Origin of the sequence: Algoriphagus sp. oki45 (assembly GCF_036245605.1) — a bacterium.
GTDB lineage: Bacteria > Bacteroidota > Bacteroidia > Cytophagales > Cyclobacteriaceae > Algoriphagus.
Map to the genome: position 1 here is coordinate 137,612 of NZ_BTPC01000005.1, position 23,744 is coordinate 161,355.

Here is a 23,744-nt window from a genome sequence, read left to right on the forward strand (position 1 = left end):
GGTTGACCGATGTCCGATGTCGGGCTTAGTAAAGTCATAATCCTTTCCATTCTCGATTTGCCGGAGGATTTACAGAGTCAAAGCATCTTTCCAACTTTCCAACCTTCCAACTTTACCACTTCATAAGACTAAACCAACATGCTTTTTTCCAAAAGACTGATTCTCTTTGCCTTTTTTCTGGGATATGCTTTTTCGACCTTCGGCCAAAGCAAGCCCCTGATTGGGCAAGTCCTAGACTCACTCAATCGCCCGATTCCCTATGCCAATGTGGTGGCGATCAACCAAAGCACCCAAAAGATCGGTGGCTTTGGGATATCCAATGACGAGGGAAGATTCAAAATCACCTTGGCCCCGGGCAATGAATACTTGCTTCGGGTTTCTTTCGTCGGATTTCGACAGTTTGAAATGGCAATCAAGGAATGGGATTCCGAAAAGCCCATGCTGATTGTCCTGGAGCAGGCCGATACGGAGTTGGGCTTGGTCGAAGTGGTGTCCGAGCTTCCCGTCACCATGAAGGGAGACACGCTGACTTACAAGACGGATGCCTTTACCACGGGAAATGAGCGGAAGCTGGAAGATGTGCTGGAAAAGCTTCCGGGATTTCAGGTGGATGAAAATGGAGAGGTGAAAGTTCAGGGCAAAAAAGTGGACAAAGTGCTTGTGGACGGGAAAACCTTCTTTGACGGAGACACCAAGCTGGCAACCAAAAACCTTCCTGCCAATGCCGTGGATCGGGTGCAGGTCTTGAAAAATTTCAATGAGATTTCCCCTGTTCGGGGCTTGGACAATGACGAAACTTTAGCCCTGAATATCCAGCTGAAGGAAGGGAAAAAGAATATGGTCTTTGGAGACTTGACGGCAGGGGCAGGACCTCAGGAGCGGTATTTGGGTCATGCCAATACCTTCTACTACGCCCCCAAACTCAATGTGAACCTGATCGGCGGTAGCAATAATGTGGGAGAGCAGACCTTCACGCTGCAGGATTATTTCCGATTTAGCGGAGGAATGGCAGGATTGGGTGGGAGAGCAGGTTCCCGGGTTCAGATGAGCAGTGAGGATTTGGGAATCCCATTGGCCAGCAGAACCAATGCTTTTGATCTGAAAACCCACTTAGGAGCCTTGAATTTCAACTTTTCTCCGAGTAAAAAATGGAGACACTCTGGCTTCCTGATTGCCTCGGCCTCCGACAATCAACTGGGAAGCAGCTCACTGAGAACCTATCTGAATGCCGAGGAAAATACCCAGGAAATCCTCAACTCTGCTAGCCGGGTAGAGAATAAATCCGGTCTCGGGAAATATTCCCTGACCTTCACTCCCAAAGAAGAAACCTATCTGAAATACAGCTTTTTTGGCAAATTATCTTCCATCGATAACAGCAATCTGCTGAATTCCATTTTCGGGGAAAATGTCCAAAACATCGGAGCCATCAATTCCAGAGACCCTTACAGTTGGCAGCATCGGCTGGATTATTTCCATGCCCCGAGTGAGCAGCATGTCTTTTCTGCGGAATTCAATGTCGAACGCAAGTTCAACGACCCACTCTTCGATCTACAGACCAATTTGAAACCTTTACTGGGACTGTATCCGATAGGCGACCGGGAATCTTACCGCTTTTTCCAAAATCAGGAAATCACCACTCAGACCCTGGAAGGAGCCTTCAATTACTACTACATCCTGAATCCGACCAACCATCTGAATTGGACACTGGGCTACCAAAATCTAGCCCAAACCCTAGATGGAAGTCTCAGTCAAGAAAACTCACAGGCTGAATTTGGAGAGTTTGACAATGCGAATGAGTTTGGACTTCAGGACTTGTACTTGGGGATGACTTGGAAGACCAAATGGAAAAAATGGATCATCAGCCCCTCTGTTTACTTGCACCGGTATGCCTGGAGAGATCAGCAGTTTGCCAATGAGCTGAACTATGACAAAATCCTCGCTTTGCCCGGCCTTTATGCCAAATGGAATGTGAAATCCAACCGATCCCTGACCTATCGATACCAGACAGAAGCCAACTTTATGGATATCCAAAAACTGGCTCAAGGCTTTGTCCTGCAGGATTACAATGCGATTTTTCAGGGAAATCGGGCACTGGATAATGGGATTTTTACCAATCACAGCCTGAGCTATACGCACTTCGATATGTTTTCAGGTTTGACTGTATTCGGTAATCTGAATTACAGCCGAAAGCGAGATGAGATCACCGGCACCACGGATTTCTCGGGGATTAATCGCCTGCTTTCCTTGGTAAATATTGAACCGGTCAACGAAACCCTGAATGGAGATTTGCGAATGGACAAGTCCCTGAATAAGCTCAAATTCGAAGTAGGGGGGCAGTGGAATGCCTTTTCCACCAATTTGATTTTGGACGAAAGACTCACTCAGAATCAGCAATTTTCCCAAACTTACGACACCAAACTGACCACGACTTTCTTTAAGGTCTTGGAGGTAGACCTGGGCTATTCCTTCACCACCAATAGTTACACTTCTGGACCGATTGAAAACACCTTTACCACACATAGCCCCAAGGTGGAAATCGATCTGGACATTGTGAAAGGGCTGAAGCTAAAAGCGGATTATACTTACAATACTTACCTGAACAAGGCGGTATCTACCCAAAGCGACTTCGATTTTCTGAATGCTTTCTTGATTTATCAGGGGAAAAAGAGCCCTTGGGAGTTCAAATTGTCCGTTTGGAATATTCTGGATACCCGATCCATCCGCAGAGACAGCTTCAACGAAAACCTGATCAGCACCTTTTCCTACCTCGTCCAGCCTAGGTATGGCTTGCTGACGGTGAAGTTTGATTTGTAAGTCGGTTATTTTCCGAGAGAAAAGACCTGAACCTCAGCTGCCTTACTTTTCACCGATTCCTTGGAATAGGGGATGGATACAAATTCATCTTTTGCCCAGACCGGAAAGAGGTTTTTGTAGAAAGGACTTTCGGGATTGCCGGATTGGCCCGGGGTATTGATGCCTCGGGTCTTTTCCCAATCTTCCGTATCCACCAAAATCCGGAAGGAAGCCCCAGAGGTATTGTTGTCTCCATAGGCATTGGCACCCGGTGTGTAGCTATATCCACCTCGTGGTAAAGGGCCTGCATTCAATTTGGCCTGCCACTCCTCGGACACGATTCTGCCCAAAGGGTGGTAAATCAAAGCATGCTTGTAGTCTTTTTGACCGTATAGCCAGTTTTGAGGATTCGGGCCGAGTTTCTTTTCCAGCGCTGAAATAGCCACTGAAAAGGATTCTGCCAGCCAAGCGTCTCTGGATTGCTCAGGATTGGAGCTGAAAATCAGGGAAGGATTGCTCACCCATTCGATGACCCGCGTCATTGCTATACTTCCTACCAAGCTTCGTACATTTTCAGGAACGGCGATTTCAACGGCTTTTTTCCTCAACTCTCGTTCCCACATCACATAGACACCCGCCTCGACGGATTCCGTGGCTAAAATGTAATCCCAAGAAAGCAAAGCCTTTCGAAGGGAGTCGGCACGACCGCTTTCCAGGGTCAGTCTTTCCAAAAAGGGAACAAGCTTTCTGGCGGGCAAAGCCAAATAGTCATTCTGTAAAGCGCCCATTTCTTCCAAGCTGAACTTTTTGTCCTGACTCAAGACTTCTTTGATCCGTTCTCCGCGGAAATTATCTGCCCATTCGTAGCCGAGTGCTTCCGGAAAAGGATAATCGGAAGGGGCCACATTTTGGTTGGCGGTGGAAATAAAACCCGATTCGGGATTGAAGGCATGAGGTCGGTCTGCTATCGGCAAATAGCCCTCCCATTCGTATCGGCCATCACCCATCGTAGGTACGAGACCGGAAAACCCCTTCCGAACAGGAGCTATTCCCGTGGCCTGCCAACCGATATTTCCTTCCCGATCTGCCCAAACCATATTTTCGGCTGGTATATAATTGTAGGTGCAGGCATCACGGAATTCCTCCCAGTTTTGGGATTGGTCCATTTTCAGACTGGCGAGATAAGGGGCCGAACCCGGTTCCAGCCAAGCGCATTGAACTGCTACGGCCTTGTTCAATTCTTCATCGATGAAGGTTACCGGTCCATGAATCGTGTAATAGTGGGATACTAAGCGGTTTCCTTGACCTTTGACTTTGATCGTATCCATGATTTTGCTCATCTCCAGCCATTCGCCCTTATAGCGGTATTGGAATGGGTTTTCAGGATGGATATCATACACGCGAAGGTCTTCATTGTCTGTGGAGAAAATCGTCAAGCCCCAAGCCCCGTACTCATTGTGACCGATAGAGACGCCCGGAATGACAGGTTCACCACCTCCGACCACATTCCAACCCGGTGCATTCAGGTGCACCCAATAGCGGAGCGAAGGAGCAGCTTGCAATCGGTGGGGATCATTGGCCATATAAGGAAATCCGCTCACGGTCTTGGTGCCGCTGAGCACCCAATTATTGGATCCTTGAGCAAATGCATCCGTTTCCAAGGTGGTTTTCATCTCCACCTGAAGCTCAGCTAAAGCTAATTCTACCTCTTTTTCTTTTCCCCGGAATTCGGGCAAAAGGTCTTCCGGCTGGAATTCTACACGACCTCGAAAAGCCTGATAGGGCGCTAAAATATCTTTGAAAAGAAGTTCTTCAGGGATTTCCGGATCCAGATTCAAATTGGGTTTGTTGGGGTGAAAAAAGTAAAGCTTCTCGGCAGCTTCAGGACCGATTTTACTTACTACCCGGCTGATAGTTAACTCATCGGCGACATTCTCTAAAAGTCCCTGATGCCGCGAGATCACCACTTCCCAAGTCCAAGGTTGGGGCTGGATACCCAGCATTTGAAATTCAATCGGGAGGGTTTCAGGATTGGCGTTAGCTTCTGTGATGTAGGCATTGACACCTGACACGAAAGCATCCACGATTTCCACTCCCCGGGGATGGTAATGTCGAAGTTCGGCTTCTTTTTTTCCTCGAAATTTAAAAAGCCGGACACCCTTATCCCGCTCCAATTCCCGTTCGCCGAGGATTTCTGCCATCGTTCCAGTGGCTTGCCTTCTCCAGATTTCAAATTGAAAAAGTCGGTCTTTGGCTGCTAAGTAGCCCTGCATGAAGAACAGGTCTTCTTCATTTTGGGCGAAAATATGATTGATCCCGTTTTCATCCCGAATGACTTCGACCTCGGCTTGGAGGTGAGGGAGGCTGGTTTCTTTTTTTTCAGAGCAGGAGAAAAAAAGAAAAGCAACCGCAAAGGAAAGCAGGTGATTTCTGTGATTCATGGGGTGGTGGTTTTCTTTCAATTTTGAAATTAATGGGAAAAGTGCAAAGCCATCCAAGGAAAAGGATACTTGAAAAGTAGAGATATAAGCGTCGTTTTCTTTTTCTGTGACACCTTCAAAATTCGCAAAGGCTAGATTTTCTATTCCATTTCAGGGTGGGGATTGGTTTAAAATTCAGTAAAAGCTAAAAATAATAAAGCATTAAAAGCTAAAATTAATATAACAATATAAGCTAAAAGTTGTAAAACCGTAAAAGCTAAATTACCTTTGAATAAATTTGAAAGGTAATGGCCACGATTTCCGAAAGACTTGCTAACTCTCTGACGATACTCAAAGACCTTCAGGAAGTAGAAAAGATCGCCGTCAAATCATCCGATCTTAGCCGCACCCATCGGGAGCGCTTGGTCAGGTCGGGTTTTTTGAAGGAGGTGATGAGGGGATGGTATATCCCGACCCGACCTGATGAACCGGCAGGAGAGAGTACTTCCTGGTATACTTCCTTCTGGTATTTCTGTGCAGCCTACCTCAATGAGCGATTTGGGCAGGAGTGGAGCCTTTCTCCGGAGCAGTCAGTCATCCTCCATGCAGGTAATCTGACCGTGCCAAGACAGCTTTTGGTGCGTGCTCCAAGTGCCAGAAATCAGACCACTTCCCTTCCTCATGATACCTCCATCTTTGAGACGCGTGCGCGAATTGCTGAGAATGAAGAGCTGGTGATTGATCCTCATGGCCTTCGCTTGTTTACCTTGGAATCTGCGATGATTTACTGCCCAGAGCCTTTTTTTCGAAATAATCCGGTGGATGCCAGAGCCGTCTTGGGTACTTTTCGGGATGGCACGGATTTGCTCCGGAGGCTGCTGGATGGGGGACATAGCGTGGTGGCGGGCCGATTGGCGGGAGCATTTCGGAATATCGGACGGGATGCGATTGCGGATGATATTTTAGCAGGGATGCGAAGTGTGGGCTACGCGGTGAGTGAGCAGGACCCATTTGCCAGTCCGAGTACGCTGCTGATACCTTCGAGACAGGTTTTGCCTCATGTCAATCGGCTTCAGCTGATGTGGATGAGCATTCGGGAGACAGTTTTGGAGATTTTTCCATCCGAACCGGGTCTTCCCCGGGATTCATCGGCCTACCTGCAGCGGGTCAGTGAGCTCTTCGTCAATGATGCATACAATTCCCTGTCGATCGAGGGCTATCGTGTTTCCGCGGATTTGATTGAGCGGATCAAAGCCGGGAGTTGGCAGCCGGAGCTGCACGAGGCAGATCGGCAGCATCGGGATGCGATGGCAGCAAGAGGCTATTGGCAGGCATTCCAATCGGTCAAAAAGGCCTTGGAAGAAGTGCTCTCCGGAGTAGAATCGGGTCAGGTAGCCGAAAAGGCCCATCGAACTTGGTATCGGGAGCTGTTTGCGCCGAGTGTGGAAGCAGGGATTATCCGAGCTTCGGACCTTGCGGGCTATCGAAATCAGTTGGTATTTATCCGCCGATCCAAGCATGTGCCCCCTTCTCACGAGCAGGTGAGGGACCTGATGCCAGTGTATTTTGACTTGCTTTCATCCGAAAAAAGCGCGGCAGTCAGAGCCGTATTGGGTCATTTTGCCTTTGTCTATATTCATCCCTATGTGGATGGAAATGGTCGGATTGCCCGATTCTTGATGAATCTACTGATGGCTTCGGGAGGCTATCCCTGGACGATTGTGCCGGTGACGCGCAGGGAAGAATACATGAGTGCTTTGGAGTCCGCCAGTACAGATCAAAATATTCGTCCGTTTTCCGAGTTTTTGGCGAGTTTGGTAGAAAACTAAAAAAGGCCTGGATTTGCGTCCAGGCCTAATTTTTAACTATTCCGATTTTTCAATCCGATCAAACAGATGCGACCAATTTCACGTCAAGTTTCACCTCGTCATAGATCATTCGGTCGCCTAGGTTTTCGAAGAAGTTGCCTGAGCGGAATTTGATGTCATACTTGGTGCGGTCAAACGTGATTTGGCCGGTTGCTGTCATTTTTCCACCTGCCATGGTTACTTTCGCAGGAAAAGAAATGGGTTGGCTGATTCCTTTGATGGTCAAAGTTCCCGAAATGGTGTAGTCAGTTCCGTTGCTGGACTTTGCTTCGGTGATTTTGAAGGTGGAGGTGTTGAATTTTTCCACGGAGAAGAAATCATCAGACTTCAAGTGATTGGTCAGGTTGCCTTTAGACTTTTCATCAGTTAAATCTTCCACAGTCAGGTTGACCATGTCCATATCGAAGGAACCACCGGTGATTTTACCTCCTGCTACATCGAGATTCGCGTTTTTGATGGGCACATAGCCCCAATGAGTACCGGTGACTTTGGAAGCTTCCCAGCGAACTTGGCTTTCAGCTTTGTTGACGGTGGCAGGAGCAGGATTTTCGGTCAGCGAAAAAACAGCTGCAAGACTTAGGAGAAGCGTGGTAATCAATTTCATGTTGTGTAAGGTTTGGTTTGATAAAATGGTTAGATGAGGTTTTAAGCTCTAGACTTCTTTTACCTCAAAATGTTTAACGTCCCCAAAGCTCAAGGTTTGGGGAATCTGATTAAAGGCAAAAAACAGGGGGGTTGTGGTTTGAAATCTAAGCTTTTGACAAAAGTCCAAATTCCACCTTTCCTTGTCCATCGGGAGTGGTGTAAAAAGGCCGCTTTTCGATCTCGTAGTTTTTGTCCGGAGGAATTCCTAATGCATGATAAATGGTCTGATGGATGCTGTCAATTTTGATGGGATTATTGATGGTTTTACAGGGTCTTTCATCCGCAGTTTTGCCAAAAACATGTCCCCGCTTGATTCCTCCTCCAAACACCAGAATCGAGCAACCATCCGTGAAATGCCGATGCATTCCGTAGTTTTTCATGTCCTCGATGATATCGGGTACTTCCACTTGGTCTTGGACTTTCAGATCCGGTCTTCCCTCGGTCAGCATATCTCTGCTGAATTCGCTGGCCACGATGACCATCGTTCGGTCTAGCTTTCCACTTTGGTCCAAGTCTTTGATGAGCTGGGCGATGGGAGCATCGATCATTTTCTTCATGTCTTTGAGTCGTGTGTGCCCATTGTCATGGGTATCCCAACCGAAAAACGGCACATACTCCGTGGTCACGGTGATGTAGCGGGCCCCTTGGTCCACTAGCCTTTTGGCCAAAAGACAGCCCAAGCCAAACTTTCCGGTATTGTATCGCTCATAGCTTTCCTTGGGTTCCTGACTAAGGTCAAAGGCCTTTGCCTCGGGAGAATTGAGCAACATGTAGGCCTGTTCCATAGATCTTTTCAAAGATTCTTTTTGGTAATCCGAGCCAAATTCTCCCATCGGACTGGCAGCGACTAGGTCGTTGTACAATTGATTTCTTCCTTCGAAACGCTTGTAATCCATCCCCACAGGCGGTCTCACTGCTTCCAATCCGGCAGAAGGGTCGGGAATCAGAAAAGGTCCAAACTCAGAACCTAAAAATCCGGCAGAGTGAAAGGCTTTCAATTCTTCGCCTTCTCCAACGGAGAAATTTTGACCGATATTGATAAAGGGAGGGATGACCGGATTGAGCGGTCCTTTTTCCTTGGCAATCCAGCTTCCCAAATGCGGAACGACTACGGATTGAGGAGGTTCGTAGCAGGTATGAAAATGGTATTGATGCCGAGTATGGAGGATGTGTCCCAAGTCAGCCGCTTGATAAGACCGGATCAAGGTGCCTTTGTCCATGACTGAGGCGATGTTTTCCAAGCCTTCCGAGAAGAAAATGCCATCCAATTTTGTCGGAATCGAAGGGAAAGTGCTCAAAACCTCCTTTGCTTCCATTCCCTTTCGGAAGGGGGTGAATTTCTTTGGATCAAAAGTCTCGGTGTGTGCCATTCCACCAGCCATGAAAAGTAAAATCACCGAGTCAGCCGTCGTAGGGATTTTGCTTTCGCAGGAGGAAAGCAGACCAGCCAATGGCGCGCCCATGCCCATGGTGGCTATGGCTGCCACACTGGTTTTCTTGAGGAAGTCGCGTCGGGTATGTAAGGTTTTCATAGGCTATAGTTCTTTATTAACTATCTGCAAAATTCAGAAATTTGTAGTCCTCTTTAACATTGTGGGCTGGAAGACCGATGACCGAAGACCGAAGGGTTTTCTTCCGTCTTATGTCTTCCGTCCAAGGAAAAAAGAGGAATTTCACAATTGGTCCTGTAGTATAGGTCTAAGATAATTTCATCAATAAATCAATTGAAATTCAGGTAAGAGGAAAACAGCCCAAAGTAAATCCTGTACCGCATCTGGACTAGGTTTGGGTCCCAAAGCTTTTTGGGCAACTTCCAGTTCTTGGGGACTTGGTTTTCGGAGCAGGGCTTTGGCGTAGAGATTTTCCGTCAGAATCACCGGATCTGAGAATGTCTCTGCCCATTTTTCGCCTCCTTTAACCAAAGCCTTGTTGAGTTTCTCTCCATTGCTGAGTTCCAGGGCTTGGAGCAAACTCGCCTGGGAGTCTCGGCTCGTGGAGACGATTTCCCGATTTGGACGACCGAGTGCTTTTAGAAATTCATTGTTAGCTACCAAAGATGCTCTGGCAAAACTTAGATTGGTTTTCGCTTCGGGGATCAGCTGGTAGGGACGGAATTTGATTTCGACTGAATCAAAAAGTGGGGCAGAAATTTCAGCGACAGCATCTGAAAACTGCTCTGCCGTGATTCGACGACGAATAACTCCTTGGAATTTGAAGTCTTCTGCCATCAACTTTTCGGCAGAGGATACAGCAACTGAAGGACTTTGGTAGATTTTTGAAGTAGTAATCTGATAGATCAGTCGCTTGAGGTCATAGCCATTTTCCACGAAATCCACGGCCAACCAATCCAGCAAATCCTGACTCCAAGGTTCATTGTCCATTTCATCCACCGGTTCTACCATGCCTCGGCCCATCAGCTGTTTCCAGATTCGGTTGACTACCGTGCGGTACATCCTCCCGTTGGCAGGTTGGACAAGTTGGTCGGCAAGTTGGCGGAGTTTCTCTGCTTTGGTGGCTAGGGAATCAATTTCTCCGAGTTCCTCCCAAAGGATTTTGGTTTGGGCTAGTTTGCCGGTAGGCTGCTCGCAGCGGCTTACTTCCAGAGTGGAATCTGCAAAAATATTGGCAAAAGCATAAGCCTGCTCCAGTTTCCAGTCACTGATAAAGCTGTCGTGACAGGAGGCACATTTTAGATTCAAGCCCAGCAAAACCTGCCCCACATTTTGGGCGGCTTGCATTTCGGTACGTTGAGAGGCATTGACGGTCCCTCGCCAGCGGATACCTTCGATAAAGCCTTTGGATTTTTCGTTGGGGTTGATTAGTTCTTTAACAAACTGATCATAGGGCTTATTGTCCCGAATCGAGGTGTAAAGCCAATCCGTGATGGCAAAACGACCACGGGTGATGTAGCCCGTCCCGGTGTAGTCATTTCGCAAAGCATCGTTCCAAAATGTTAGCCAATGCTGGCTGTAATCATCAGTTCGACCGAGTAGATTTTGAATCCAGATTTCTCGTTTGTTGGGATTGGTGTCTGCCTGAAAAGCCGCTAAGTCCTGTGGAGAAGGCAAAAGCCCAATAATATCAAGAGACGTTCTTCGTAGAAAGGTCCGATCATCCACAGGGGTATTCCAAGAGAGTTGGTTTTCCTGAAAATACTGATCTACCCAACGGTCAATTGGATTTTCCAATCCCGGTTTGGTTGGAGGAAGCTTGGGTTTACGAGGTGCCAAAGCGGCCACCCGATACACGGACTGCTGAGCTACTCCATCGGGCCAAGGTGCGCCTTTTTCCACCCAAAGTGTAAGCAATTGTATTTCTTCCTTGTTGAGTAGTTTGCCCTTTTCAGGCATCACGTCTTTGTGGTTTTTGGAGAGGGAAATCCGACGGATTAATTCGCTTTGATCTGGATTTCCTGGGATGATGATGGGACCATTTTCGCCTCCTGCAAATACAAATTCCTTTTCATCTAATCGCAAGTCTCCTTCGATTTTAGCCCCTGAGTGGCACTTATAGCAGTTGTGGGCGAGGACTGACCGGACATTGGTTATGAGTTGGATTTCTTTTTCCGGTGAAAGCTCGGAAGTAAAATTGGCCAGATCCACAGTCAAGGATTGAGGCGCTTCCTGCTCCGAGTTTTGAAGGAATACCTCGGTCAAATAATTTTCTCCATGGGTCAATGCAGCTCCGAAATGGCCAGCTGCTCCAACTCCAATACTGCTGAGAAATAGGACGAATCTGTAGGTTTTGATCGAAGAAGTCGAGGGATTGAGTTCACTTTTGCGCAGCAAAACCAAAAGAAAAACGCTCAGTCCTGCACTGATCAAGCCAATAATCCGATGCAGATCGAGAGTACTTCCTGTGATGCCTTCATTTTCTGCCAAAAGCCAGCCCAGTGCGGCAGAAAGAACTGCGGAAATAGCTCCCAAAACGACCAAAAAGCGGATGCCGGAGCGAAATGAATGATGGGAATTTTTCAATGTAAACAGCTCCATCACGGCTGCCACCAAAAGCAAGGCTATTGGAAAATGAACCAGCATGGGGTGAAGTCTGCCGAAAAGTTGACTTAACCAAAAACCATTTTCCAGAAGTGAAAATCCCATTCCAAGAACTGGATGAAATGGGAATAAAGTAACTTGGTCATGGAGCAAAGTAGAAATCATGAAACGAGGTTAAGCTCGAAAAAGATAAGGCTTTGAATTAAATTTTCTGTCCTGACCTTTAATTATTTAGAGCGAAAAAGAATTAAATAAAAAAAGCCCCGAACTCACGATTCGGGGCTTTTGGGGGTGATTAACAACTTTTACTCTTCTACTTTATTTTTAAATTCAATTTCATTGATCCCCATCAAGACTTGATCTCCTTTGGCTTCTGAATTTTTGAAGATGAAATAGAGATCCTGTACCCCTGAGGTGGGTTTGATTTGAACCTTTGCGCGGTTGGCATTCATACGAACCCATTCCTGCATGCTCACTCCTTGAGGGGGTCGGAATCCTCCGCCATCTTTTCTGCCAATTTTCTCGGAAGTTCCAAGAACTTCCCCGGTCGGAGAACCCAAACGAATTTCCACAGCTCCACCAATGCCTCCGTTTCGCTCAGTGACCGCTGCCAAGACTTCGATTTGCTGGATTCCTGTGAGATCGATTCCCTTCAAGGCAAAATGGGAGTTGTCACCTGCCATCAGGAAGCTGACTCGAGGAGTAGTCAGGAGTTGGACACCTTTACGATCAACAGAAGTCTGTGGATCAACAAATGGACTTTTCAAAGCCACAAAATCCACTCCGTTCAATGAACCGATGGAGTTCCCTCCTTTGTCAGAATAAGAGGCTCTTAGCAAGAAGCTGCCCTGCCCATTTTCTCCTTCAGGAATCACAGCATCCACTTTTCCGCTCAGCGGAAGCGAAGCGATATTGGCCTGCACATCGTCCATCGCCAAGATGTAATCTACCATGCGCTTGGCGTCGGCCTCGCTTAGGGATGGGTGGGCGCTCATGGCATGGTCACCCCAAACTCCGGCTCCACCATTGATGATTTTGCCTACGAGGTACTTGGTGTTTTCCTCCGAATTCGGATATTTCTCAGCCACAGCTTGGTAGCTTGGCCCGATGGATTTTTCGGCGAATTGATGACAGGATTTGCAGTCGCTCTGCTCGATCAGGTTTTTGCCCAAGTTCAAAATGGCGGCACTTTCTACTCCACTTTGCTTGGAAGCGACCTCGATTGGATCAAAACCTGCAGGCACATAGTCAAAGGTGACCGCTACCTCTTCAGGCTTGATTTTTCCATCTGCGGAACCACCGTCTTCTTGATCACTTACTGAAATGCTGTAGGCCAACTCCTTGTCTCCAAACCAGAAGCTTCGATTGAGTCCTCCGAAGTCGATGCTGACCACCGGAGGTTCATTTCCGGCGGTGACTTCCAGTGAAGCCGAATTAGTCTCGCCTTTGGTGTCGGTGACGGTTAGCATGACTTGATAGGTGCCAGCTTCGCTAAATGTAAAGCTTGGATTTGCCTCAGTAAGGGTTTGGTTGAAACCCGAGCCATTGGTGATTTTCCATTCGTAGCTCAGGTTTCCTTGATCGTAATCGTCAAAGTCATTGGTGCCTTCGGAAGAGAAATTGACCGTCAAAGGTGTTGCACCGGCTGTTTTGTCTGCCACTGCACTCACATTGGGCTTACGGTTTCCTCGGTTATATTGGATTTTGATCAGTCTGGAATTGGCATTGCCACGGAACCAAGCCGAACCGTACTCCAAGATATACAGCGAACCATCCGGCCCGAAGTCCATATCGATTGCCGAGCTGAAGGTTTCAGCAGGTAGGAATCGCTCCATGCTTTGGTAGTCCCCATTTTTATCCATGGTGACTGCGAAGATCCAGCCTCGCATAAAGTCTACGATCAGCCATTTGCCTTCGTAGTAGGCTGGGAACACATAAGGCGCATCTTTTTTGAAATCTGCTTTGCGGAAAACCGGGCCACCAGTCGCACTTCGTCCTGAGCTTCCCAATTCAGGGAATTTTTCAGAGGTACCATAGGGATAGTAAATCATCGCCGGTACCACTGGAGTCGGCAGCTCGCGCAAACCGGTATTGTTCACCGATTCGTTGACAGGTGCATTGACATCGTAAGGTGCGCCGTAGCTGCTGTCTGCATGGTTGTGACGGTTGTAGGGGAAATTGTCCCCGATAAAATACGGCCAGCCGAAGAATCCAGGGCCTTTGGCTTGGTTGAACTCGTCATATCCTTTGGGTCCCCAAATGGAATCCACAGAAGCATCCGGTCCTACTTCACCCCAGTAGAGGTAGCCTGTCTTGCTGTCCAAAGTCGGTCTCCATGGGTTTCTATGACCCATGGTGTAGATTTCAGGACGGGTTTTTTCTGTACCAGGAGGGAAAAGGTTGCCTTCTGGAATCGTGTAAGTTCCGTCATCCTCGGGATGGATTCTGAGGATTTTACCTCTCAGGTCATTGGTATTTCCGGGGGCACGCTGATCATCGGAGTTTTCCATTCCCGGTCTTTCGTCCAAGTTGGAAGAGCCTTCTCTTGGATTGACCGTATTGTTGCCCACGGTCAGGTACAGGTTTCCTTCTGCATCGAAGACCATCCCGCCTCCGGTGTGGCAGCACTCTTCGCGCTGAGTGGGGACTTCGAGGACAATCTTTTTGGAGGATTCGACCAACTCATTGCCTTTGAGTTCCCATCGGGCCAAGACATGCTTCGTGTCAGTTGGATCGGCGTAGTACATATAGATCCAGTTGTTTTTGGCGTAGTCTGGGTGGGCAATCACACCCATCAGGCCTTCTTCCGCTTCGCGGGTGACTCCGGCTTTGTTGGTATATTTGGTGTTGACTGGGATGGTAGCGGCCAAAGTGACTTCTCCGGTGTTTTCATCCAAGATTTTCACCCCGCCTTTTCGCTCAACGAAAAGGACCCGATTGCCAGGAAGAAAGGTCATTTCCATGGGTTCATCCATGCCTTCGGTCAGGACGACTTTGGTGAAGCGGTTGTCCTCGGGTTTGATGGAGGGATCGTCAGATGGGTCAGTTTTGCAGGCAAAAACTACTAATCCCATCAGCAAGGCCCAAAAAGGTCTCAAGGGTAAATTGTTTCGCATAGGTTTCAGGTAAAGGAAATTTTTCTATTGTCTCAATGTTGGACAAAAGGTGGGTAAATACCAAACGCTCTTGCTGTTTCGGTAAATTTTGGGGATAAGCGAGCGATGAAACGGATTGATTATTTGGATTAAAGCCGCTTTTTTCTAAAGAAAGTCCAGAAAGAAACCTGAAAGAAAAACAACCATTGGTCAAATTCTTTTTCAGGACAATTTTCCTTTTTCTATTTTTTGAAAAAAGTACCTATCACATGAAGAAATTTCTCCTTGCCTTAGCCTTTGTGCCGGCTCTCGCATTCGGTCAAAACCACGAATCCAATCTCCGAAAAATCTACGATGCCGAGCTTTCCTCCGGACATACCTATGAAAATCTCCGCTACCTCTGCAAGGTCGTGGGCAACCGACTCGCAGGTTCTCCCGTGGCCGCTGCAGCTGTGGAATGGACCAAGCAACTCATGGAAAGCTATGAGTTTGATACCGTCTATTTGCAGCCGGTGATGGTCCCCCATTGGGAAAGAGGCGGAAAGGATGTGGTCAAAATCGTCAATTCCGAAAAGCACGGCACAGTGGAGTTGAATGCTTTGGCTTTGGGGAATACACAAGGAACCGGACCAAATGGGATTGTCGGGGAGGTGGTAGAAGTGAAAAATATCCCTCAGCTCAGAGAAATGGGCGAGAAAGTGAAAGGAAAAATTGTCTTTTTCAACGGGCCCATGGATCCCAAGCTAATCGATACCTTTCAAGCTTATGGCGGTGCCAATGCGCAGCGTAGCTCAGGTGCGGCAGAAGCTTCCAAACTAGGGGCCATCGGCACCTTGGTCCGCTCACTGAGCAATACGGTCAATGATATTCCCCACACCGGCAATCAGCGCTACAATCCTGATTTTCCAAAAATCCCGGCTTTGGCGATCAGCACGGCCGATGCGGAATTGCTAAGCCAACTGCTTGCAGATCAAAAAGACCTGAAAGTATATCTCGAATCCCATGGGGAAATGAAAACCGAGAAGCTTTCTTACAACGTGATAGGGGAAATTCGCGGCACCGAAAAACCTGAGGAAATCATCGCTGTGGGCGGACACCTGGATTCCTGGGATGTGGGAGAAGGTGCCCACGATGACGGGGCGGGTTGCATGCAGGCAATTGAGGTGCTGAGGTTATACAAGGAATTGGGCTGGAAACCCAAGCGTACCATCCGTGCAGTGATGTGGATGAATGAGGAAAACGGACTTCGTGGCGGTCAGGAATATGCCCGGGTAGCCAAGGAAAAAGGAGAAAAGCATATCGCGGCCTTGGAGTCGGATTCGGGAGGATTTTTGCCGATTGGTTTTTCTTCAAGTGGGACAGAGGCACAGCGAGGTAAGTTGACTTCTTGGGCAGATTTGCTCCGACCCTATCAGCTTTGGAGCTTGGATAGACCAGGTGGAGGTGCTGATATTGGTCCGCTTCGGGATCAGGGGCCGATTTTGATCGGGCTTAAGCCGGATTCGCAACGGTATTTTTACTACCATCATACCGAAGCGGATGTCTTTGAGGCAGTCGATCAGCGGGAATTGGAGTTGGGTGCGGCTGCCATGGCTACATTGGTATATCTGATCGAGCAGGAAGGGATTTAATTGTTTCGGATCTCAGATACTTCGACTACGCTGAGTACAAGTTTCGGAATTCGGATATTCTCAATCCGGTAACTTACTCTTTTTAATAGTCAAAGCGTCCGATCGAGAATTCTTCTTCTATACCTGACATCAATCAGTCTTTTTGGTAAGATTGGTCACCATTTTCCCTTTCCTTTTCTGCTTCTTTTAGAAAAAATATACACCCATGAATGACCTTCAGATCGCCAATTTGGTGAATCCTCAGCCGATACAGCAGGTTGCTAAGAAAATCGGAATCTCTTCCGATCAACTTGAATTTTACGGAAAATACAAAGCCAAACTCCCGCTTGATCTGATCAATGAGGAGAAGGCAAAGCAAGGCAAGCTGATTCTAGTCACTGCTATTACGCCCACTCCTGCCGGAGAAGGCAAAACTACTGTCACCATTGGTCTCAACGATGGGCTGAATCGATTGGGGAAATCTTCGATCGCGGTCATCCGAGAGCCGAGTTTGGGGCCCGTATTTGGTATCAAAGGAGGCGCAGCCGGTGGCGGGTGGTCCCAAGTCATTCCAATGGAGGACATCAATCTTCACTTTACCGGTGATTTTCATGCGATCGAAAAGGCCAATAATCTCCTTTCGGCCCTGATGGACAACAATATCCAAAGCAAAACCCGAAATCTCGGTATCGATCCCCGCACGGTTCTCTGGAAGCGGGCCATGGATATGAATGACCGGGCATTGCGAAATATGGTGGTAGGTTTGGGTGGAAAAAATGGTGGAATACCGCGAGAAACAGGCTTCAATATCACCGCTGCATCAGAGATCATGGCGATTCTTTGTATGAGCAAGGATTTAGAAGATCTGAAAGCTCGATTTGCACAAATCTACATCGGGAATCGATTTGATGGTTCACCGGTTTTTGCTGGCGATCTCAATGCTCAAGGTGCCATGGCTACCCTGATGAAGGATGCAATTATGCCCAATTTGGTTCAAACTTTGGGTCACAATCCGGCGATTATTCACGGTGGTCCTTTTGCCAATATCGCGCAGGGTACCAATTCCATTTTGGCAACCAAAATGGGATTAGGTCTAGGGGACTATGTGGTGACGGAGGCTGGTTTTGGATCGGATCTGGGTGCAGAAAAGTTTTTTAATATCAAATCGAGGGAAGCTGGATTGTCTCCCAATGCAGTGGTACTCGTAGTGACTATCCGTGCACTGAAGTATCATGGTGGTAAGCCCCTCAAAGATCTCAGGTACCCGGATGTGGATGCCTTGGAATGGGGATTGCCCAATCTGCAGCATCATTTGGATAGCCTGGGAAGCTTTGGGATTCCGGTAGTAGTGGCAGTGAATGTGTTTAGCTCGGATTCCAATGCCGAGAAGGAGCTGATTTTGAATTATTGCAAAAAACAGGGTGTTTCCGCAGCTTTAAGTGAAGGTTGGGCCCATGGAGGCGAAGGGTGCAAGGACTTGGGGAGATTGGTAGTAGAGGCGGCAGATAAGGCAAATACCCCCTTTTCTCCCACGTATTCATTAGATGATTCGGTAGAGGAAAAGGTAGAAAAAGTAGCGAAGACCATTTATGGAGCTTCAGGAGTGGAGTATTCGACGCTGGCCAAAAAGCAGCTTAAAAAAATCGAGAAACTCGGCTATTCAAAGCTTCCTGTCTGTATTGCAAAAACCCAAAAGAGCATCAGTGACAATGAAAAGCTGATCGGAAGACCCAAGGATTTCAAGATTACGATCCGTGAATTTGAAATTGCCGCGGGAGCAGGATTTATCATTCCGATAGCTGGCGAAATCCTTAGAATGCCAGGACTACCTGAGATTCCTTCTGCTGAGGCGGTCAATATTGACGGAGATGGGAAAATATCCGGTTTGTTTTAAAAACCCCGAACCAGTATACGATATCAGGAAAGGTCCAAAATCACATTTCCTTTCTTTTTCCCTGAAGCTACATAAGCAAAGCCCTCGAGGACATTATCCAAAGTATACCTATGATCATCGATCAATGGTTTGAATTTACCCTCTTCCACGAGTTTCTGCATGGTTTTCAGGCTGTCCAGAATATCCAAGGGCAATGGGAAAATTACCCTTTTGCCCTTAGAAAACATCCCCTTGAGCGCCAATCCCAAGTTTTCCCAATTGGGTCCGAGTTCTGAGGAGATGTAGACACCATTTTCCTTCAGCACGGGTTTGCAGATTGAAAATCGGCTTTTTCCTACTGAGTCGAAGACAAAGTCATAAGCTGCACTATCCTGGGTGAAATCTTCCTTTTCCAATCCTATGACCCGGTCAGGCCCGAGTTGGTTTACTTTTTCCACATCTTCCTCAAAGCAAACCGCAGTAACCCGTACCTCCATAGCCTTCAAAATCTGAATGGCAGCGGAACCAATAGCCCCAGTGCCACCAATCACCAAGACCTTCATTTCAGGCTTCAAGTCCACCTTTTTGATGAAATTGATGGCATAGTGCGCTCCTTCGGCACAAGCGACCATCGTGGCAAAGTCCATCTCATCAGGCATTTTCAGAATAGCTTTGGACACAGGGTAGGCCAGATATTCCGCATGAGTTCCGGCTCCATTATCTTCAAATCCCCAAACTCGGTCTCCGACGTGAAAGTCCCTTACCTCAGCACCTACCTCTTCCACGATTCCAGCAAAATCAGTCCCAGTGACTTGGATTTTTGGGGAAAAGAGTCCTGAAAAAGCCCGAATGGCGTAGGGTTTACCGGTGGATACACCGTTATCCGTTCGGTTGATCGTGGAGGCCATGACTTTGACCAAAACTTCATTCGGTTTGGGCTTTGGCTTTGGGATTTCGATGACTTGAAAGGTCTCGGGTGGACCATAATTTCGGCGGAGGCAGGCTTTCATTTTGTGTTGGTTTAGATGAGTAGGGCAGGAGTTTTCAACTGAATCTCTGTCAGCAGGTTTGATTTTTGGAAATCGAGAATTTGGATTATTTTGCTCAGGTGTTTTTTTTCAGCAGCCGGGAGTTCTTTCCCCCATGGGGAATGATTCATTCTTTGGACTAAGACCTCCAGGTCATGCCAGTCTCCCAAGAGTTTCATCAGCTGTTCTTCAGGACCATTTGGAGGAAGAGTAGGCAGTCCCACTATTTCCCGGATATTTTTCATGAGCTTGAGCTGGATCCGCAGCTCATGCGCATTGTTGGGTTGAATGCCTTTTTTGACCAAATTTTCAATTTTGCTCTTATTCTTTTGAAGGATTTCCACTTGATTTATTTCATTCAGGTTTCCGATGGCTTTGGCTATTTTTTGGAGACTGGCCTCTGCTTTCTTTCGGCTTTTCCATGTTCGAATTGTAAAAAAAGCCTCTCTTTCCTTCTGGATTTCACCTTGAAGTCTAAGGAAAAAACCGGGGAGCTTTCCAGACTCAGTTTGGGAATGAATCAACTCTTTTTCGATTTGTAGCTCCCGCACGCGTCCGGCTTGTGAATAGAGCTTTCTGATCGGGGGGTAGACTTTTTTCTTTGAAAAATCGGCCGATTCCTCCTCCAATAGGGCGATCAATGCCTTTAATTTCTTGATCTCAACCCGAAACCGATGAAAGGCTGCCTGACTGAATTTTCTCCGGGAATACCGGAACATAAAGCTAAGGGAAGTCTGTCTTTTGTAAAAATAATCCCGGATAGAATCCAAAGTTGCTTTTGGGACTGGCATATCATAAGATAACCTTTTTGGACTGAATGTCAGGGGCTGAAGACAAGAAATCGGGCATTACCTGAGCTCTAATTTCGGGAAAACCAAGCGGGTACCATCCAGCTTGACAATTTCCAATTGATCGGGAGTTCTGGAGAATGACCATTCAAGAAAGTCACATTCTGAGGAGAAATCAGAGGCTTTCTTTCCGTCAATACTGAGTATTTCTTCTCCGATTTCGATTTGACCATCATCCGGAGTTAGGCCAATTGGTTTTCCTCGTACGATAAGTTTTCCGTCAGTGTAAAACACCCCAAGGTTAGTATATTTTTCGAATTCCGGGCTTTCTCGCAGCCTCAGGGCATAAGTAGCGTCAGAGTTGTTGATGATGGTTTTGGAGCTTAAAGCTCTGAAAAATTCCAATCCAATCTTTGATCCGGAAGTTTTTTCAAAATCCACGGGGATTTTTGAGAGGTATAAATTCCCCAGTTTTAGACTGTCCACGAGGATGGTACGCGCAGAGTAGGTATCCGAACCCAAAGCCCCCATGGATGTGGTGATTTTTGGGTTACTGAGTCCTAAGCTGTCTTTTTTTGCCAAAAAATCCCGGATAGCTTCTTCCTTGTCATCAAAGTCCATCACTTTGGTGTAGCCAAAATCCATCAGAATCCGGTCAAATTCTTGGCCCAAGAATTCCATTTTGACAAAAGGACGGTTATTTGAATAAGTCACCGGAAAAATCAAATCTTCTGATTGCACAGGAAAGGGCTTACTAGAAACACGTACTTGCATCGCGTCAAAATCAATCTCCCAATTGAGTCTTTTGATGATGTTTGAGCCCAAAAGATAGAAATCCAAGCAGTAAAGCAGATTCATGTCATTGACTAGACTTCGGACCTTTTCAAATTTAAAATCACCTATTTGAATCTCATCCGTAAGTCCGGTTCGGACTTTCTTGACCTGACGATTGGAATCCCTCATTTTGATCTTTTTTCCTTTCATTTTGAGCCTGCCGGCTGGCTTGCTCAGGCTGTTTGCCAGTCCCATGGCTGCTCCGGTATCAAAGGCAAACTGGGTTTCAACTCCGTTCATTTTGCCCGTGAAGACAAGGAGTTTATTGTCAAGATTAAAAGGAAAAGTGGAGACGGAGTCCAGCTGAACTCCTAATGCGGAAAAGGATAAGAATACTTCTGCCAGAAAAGCCAGGAAAGAGATTATTTTAATTTTCATAATCTACAAAAGGTCATTCAGTTTGAAATGAAATAAAGCCCAATGGCTTGATCAAATATCAAAAGGAGCAGTGCAGATTATCGATGCTGATCGATCAAAATCGGATTGCCATCCGGGTCAAAAATCAACAAGCTTGCAGGGCCGACAGAGGATTCATTGGCTTCCTGTGCAAGTGGGATGCCCGCTTCCTTGATTCTCTTTTGTATTTCCCTTACGTCTTCAAAGGAATTGAGGTTTTGGGCATTTTGGTCCCATCCTGGATTGAATGTGAGCATGTTTTTCTCAAACATCCCGTGGAAAAGCCCTACTAAGGCATCCCCGTTTTTCATGATGAGGTAGTTCATTTCCATTGATCCACCAAAAACAGTGAAGCCAAGTGTTTCATAAAAGGCTCTGGAAGCATCTAGGTTTTTGACGGAAAGGCTGATCGAAAAGGCACCGAGGGACATATTAAAGGGAGTTTAGGTGTTGGGATTTAGGATAAAACTTTCTTCAAAATAGGTAATCAATTGGAATTAAGGATATTAAAAGTTAATTTTTGAAAGCATTTTTAAACCTGATTTTTAGGAAATCAAGTCAAATATTGACCATAAGCAATCAGCTCTTAGAGATGCTTCCCTATCAGATTGGGAAAAAAGATTCTTTAACCAACCCATACTTAACACATGAAAAAAGTCAGAATTTTATCCATTGACGGAGGAGGAATCCGGGGTATTCTTCCCGGCACCATCCTGACTCACCTGGAGCATCGCATCCAGGAATTGACCAAAAATCCGGATGCCAAAATCGGGGAGTATTTCGATTTTATGGCCGGGACCAGTACCGGAGGTATTTTAGGTTTGATCATGCTATGCCCCGATGAGAATGGGGGCTATCGCTTTTCAGCCAAAGATGCCTTGGATCTCTACTTGGATCAGGGAGATGAGATATTTGATGTCAGTCTGGGCCGTAAGCTTAAAAGTCTCAGCGGACTCAATGATGAGCGATACTCTGCTGATGCCTTGGACACGGCACTGAAAAACTACTTCGGAGATATCAAACTCAGCCAGTCCAAAAAGCCTTGTCTGGTGACCAGCTATGACATCCGAAATCGTAAGGCTCATTTTTTCACAAGCATAGATGCACAAAGCAACATTCATGATTTTCATTTCAAGGATGTCGCTAGGGCCACCTCTGCAGCACCTACTTATTTTGAGCCCGCACATATTTACTCAGTTTTTGGCACGCCTCATACACTGATTGATGGTGGGGTTTTTGCCAATAATCCTGCTTTGTGTGCCTATTCAGAATGCAGGAAATTGGACTTTAAGAAAATTCTGAATGATGAGGAAAAGCCCACCAAACCCAGTGCAAAGGATATGATGATCGTGTCCTTGGGAACAGGTTCGATCAAGAAGCCCTATCATTTTTCGGAGTTTAAAGATGCCGGTGTGTTGAAGTGGATTCAGCCCTTGATTGACATTATGATGAGTGGAAACTCCGAGACAGTTGATTATCAGCTGGCGAAAATTTATGGGACGCTTTCCGGTAAAAACTCCGAAGACTATTATCGTATAGAGCCCAAAATCATCAATGCCAGCTCGGACATGGACAAGGCTGACCTCGGGAATCTCAAAGCCCTAGAGGAGGATGGAAAATTATCCGTGATGGCTTTTGAAGAAAAGCTGAATGAAATCGCTCAAAAGCTGATCAAATTTGCTTAAACTCCTAAAGAGGCTGTCTCTAAAGTATAGTTGGTTACAGTCTTTGTCACCTTGAGCGGAGTCGAAAGGTCCTCGACTCCGCTCGGACTGACTAAATTTCTGGCCTTTAAAATCAATCCGTTATTGGTAGTACTTGAGAGACGAGAGTCTCCAGATTGAATGATCAGGCTGACAATGACACGATTTATTAGAAAACCTCTTTTTTTGGGCATTACTTCTCAATACCCTTGGACCCCTGCCTGCGCGATGATACCATCCTGAGCGGAAGTCACTCCCGAAACCCCAATGGAGCCTACAATCACACCGTCTTTGAAAATTGGAAGCCCACCTTCCACGCCGACTGCATTGGGCAAAGTAGCAATACGGCTTCCTCCTTCCCCTTTCATGGCATCTTCAAATACCTTGGTGGATCGCTTGAAAAAGACGGCAGATTTGGCTTTGGCTAAGGCGACTTCCACAGATCCGATCTGTACTCCATCCATTTTTTTGAGCAGGATGGGATGTCCCCCATCATCCAGAATGGCAATGACCACATTCCAGTCTTCAGCTTTTGCTTTGGCGGCAGCCGATTCATACATCCTCTCGGCATCGGCAAGTGTAAGGTAGGGTTTAGTCTGTCCGATTACTCCGAATGAGATCAGGGTAAAAAGAATTAAAAGCGTGGATTTCATGGCGATTTGGTTTGGTTTAGCTTAAAAATACCTAATTTTTAGG

15 protein-coding genes are annotated in these 23,744 nt (G+C 46.8%); 5 read left to right on the plus strand and 10 right to left on the minus strand.

Translation table 11 applies throughout. The annotated features are described in order from the left end of the window. The first annotated feature begins 138 nt into the window (after positions 1-138). Entirely contained in the window at positions 139-2,814 is a 2,676-nt protein-coding gene (locus tag AAA942_RS18365; RefSeq protein WP_338221761.1) for a TonB-dependent receptor, read from the plus strand. Positions 2,815-2,819: 5 nt separating this feature from the next. Here the strand turns inward: AAA942_RS18365 and AAA942_RS18370 are convergent, their stop codons facing one another. Then, complete coding sequence (locus tag AAA942_RS18370; protein WP_338221762.1) at positions 2,820-5,234, minus strand: penicillin acylase family protein; 2,415 nt, start codon at positions 5,232-5,234, stop codon at positions 2,820-2,822. Between the two features lie 287 nt (positions 5,235-5,521). Here AAA942_RS18370 and AAA942_RS18375 point away from each other — a divergent pair, with 287 nt between their 5' ends. Beyond that, a complete protein-coding gene (locus AAA942_RS18375; protein ID WP_338221763.1) occupies positions 5,522-7,042 on the plus strand; it encodes a Fic family protein in 1,521 nt (506 codons plus the stop codon). A 58-nt stretch (positions 7,043-7,100) separates the two neighbouring features. Here the strand turns inward: AAA942_RS18375 and AAA942_RS18380 are convergent, their stop codons facing one another. The 4 genes from AAA942_RS18380 to AAA942_RS18395 all read right to left on the minus strand — a co-directional run bounded on the left by AAA942_RS18380 (position 7,101) and on the right by AAA942_RS18395 (position 14,837). Then, complete coding sequence (locus AAA942_RS18380) at positions 7,101-7,685, minus strand: YceI family protein (protein ID WP_338221764.1); 585 nt, start codon at positions 7,683-7,685, stop codon at positions 7,101-7,103. A 145-nt stretch (positions 7,686-7,830) separates the two neighbouring features. Beyond that, positions 7,831-9,258 carry a DUF1501 domain-containing protein gene (locus AAA942_RS18385; protein WP_338221765.1) on the minus strand — a complete coding sequence of 476 codons (1,428 nt, stop codon included), beginning with the start codon at positions 9,256-9,258 and terminating at the stop codon, positions 7,831-7,833. Between the two features lie 180 nt (positions 9,259-9,438). After that, positions 9,439-11,826, minus strand: a complete 2,388-nt coding sequence (locus tag AAA942_RS18390; protein WP_338221963.1) for a DUF1549 domain-containing protein — start codon at positions 11,824-11,826, stop codon at positions 9,439-9,441. 200 nt (positions 11,827-12,026) lie between these two features. Next, positions 12,027-14,837 carry a PQQ-dependent sugar dehydrogenase gene (locus tag AAA942_RS18395; protein WP_338221766.1) on the minus strand — a complete coding sequence of 937 codons (2,811 nt, stop codon included), beginning with the start codon at positions 14,835-14,837 and terminating at the stop codon, positions 12,027-12,029. 248 nt (positions 14,838-15,085) lie between these two features. Here AAA942_RS18395 and AAA942_RS18400 point away from each other — a divergent pair, with 248 nt between their 5' ends. Together AAA942_RS18400 and AAA942_RS18405 are read left to right on the plus strand one after the other, a co-directional pair. Then, the gene (locus tag AAA942_RS18400; RefSeq protein ID WP_338221767.1) at positions 15,086-16,447 is read left to right on the plus strand and encodes a M20/M25/M40 family metallo-hydrolase; all 1,362 of its coding nucleotides are present in this window, start codon (positions 15,086-15,088) and stop codon (positions 16,445-16,447) included. 205 nt (positions 16,448-16,652) lie between these two features. Next, a complete protein-coding gene (locus AAA942_RS18405) occupies positions 16,653-18,320 on the plus strand; it encodes a formate--tetrahydrofolate ligase (RefSeq protein ID WP_338221768.1) in 1,668 nt (555 codons plus the stop codon). Between the two features lie 23 nt (positions 18,321-18,343). On the opposite strand, the gene AAA942_RS18410 is transcribed toward AAA942_RS18405, so the two are convergent. The 4 genes from AAA942_RS18410 to AAA942_RS18425 all read right to left on the minus strand — a co-directional run bounded on the left by AAA942_RS18410 (position 18,344) and on the right by AAA942_RS18425 (position 21,776). Then, the gene (locus tag AAA942_RS18410; protein ID WP_338221769.1) at positions 18,344-19,309 is read right to left on the minus strand and encodes an NAD(P)-dependent alcohol dehydrogenase; all 966 of its coding nucleotides are present in this window, start codon (positions 19,307-19,309) and stop codon (positions 18,344-18,346) included. Between the two features lie 11 nt (positions 19,310-19,320). Then, positions 19,321-20,118, minus strand: a complete 798-nt coding sequence (locus AAA942_RS18415) for a CHAD domain-containing protein (protein WP_338221770.1) — start codon at positions 20,116-20,118, stop codon at positions 19,321-19,323. Positions 20,119-20,175: 57 nt separating this feature from the next. Continuing rightward, a complete protein-coding gene (locus tag AAA942_RS18420) occupies positions 20,176-21,327 on the minus strand; it encodes a retropepsin-like aspartic protease (RefSeq protein WP_338221771.1) in 1,152 nt (383 codons plus the stop codon). A gap of 77 nt (positions 21,328-21,404) precedes the next feature. Continuing rightward, entirely contained in the window at positions 21,405-21,776 is a 372-nt protein-coding gene (locus AAA942_RS18425; protein WP_338221772.1) for a VOC family protein, read from the minus strand. A 216-nt stretch (positions 21,777-21,992) separates the two neighbouring features. On the opposite strand from AAA942_RS18425, the gene AAA942_RS18430 reads away from it, so the two are divergent. Next, positions 21,993-23,030, plus strand: a complete 1,038-nt coding sequence (locus tag AAA942_RS18430; protein ID WP_338221774.1) for a patatin-like phospholipase family protein — start codon at positions 21,993-21,995, stop codon at positions 23,028-23,030. A 218-nt stretch (positions 23,031-23,248) separates the two neighbouring features. On the opposite strand, the gene AAA942_RS18435 is transcribed toward AAA942_RS18430, so the two are convergent. Then, on the minus strand, positions 23,249-23,701 hold the full coding sequence (locus tag AAA942_RS18435) for a GlcG/HbpS family heme-binding protein (RefSeq protein WP_338221775.1): 453 nt from the start codon (positions 23,699-23,701) through the stop codon (positions 23,249-23,251). Positions 23,702-23,744 lie beyond the last annotated feature (43 nt).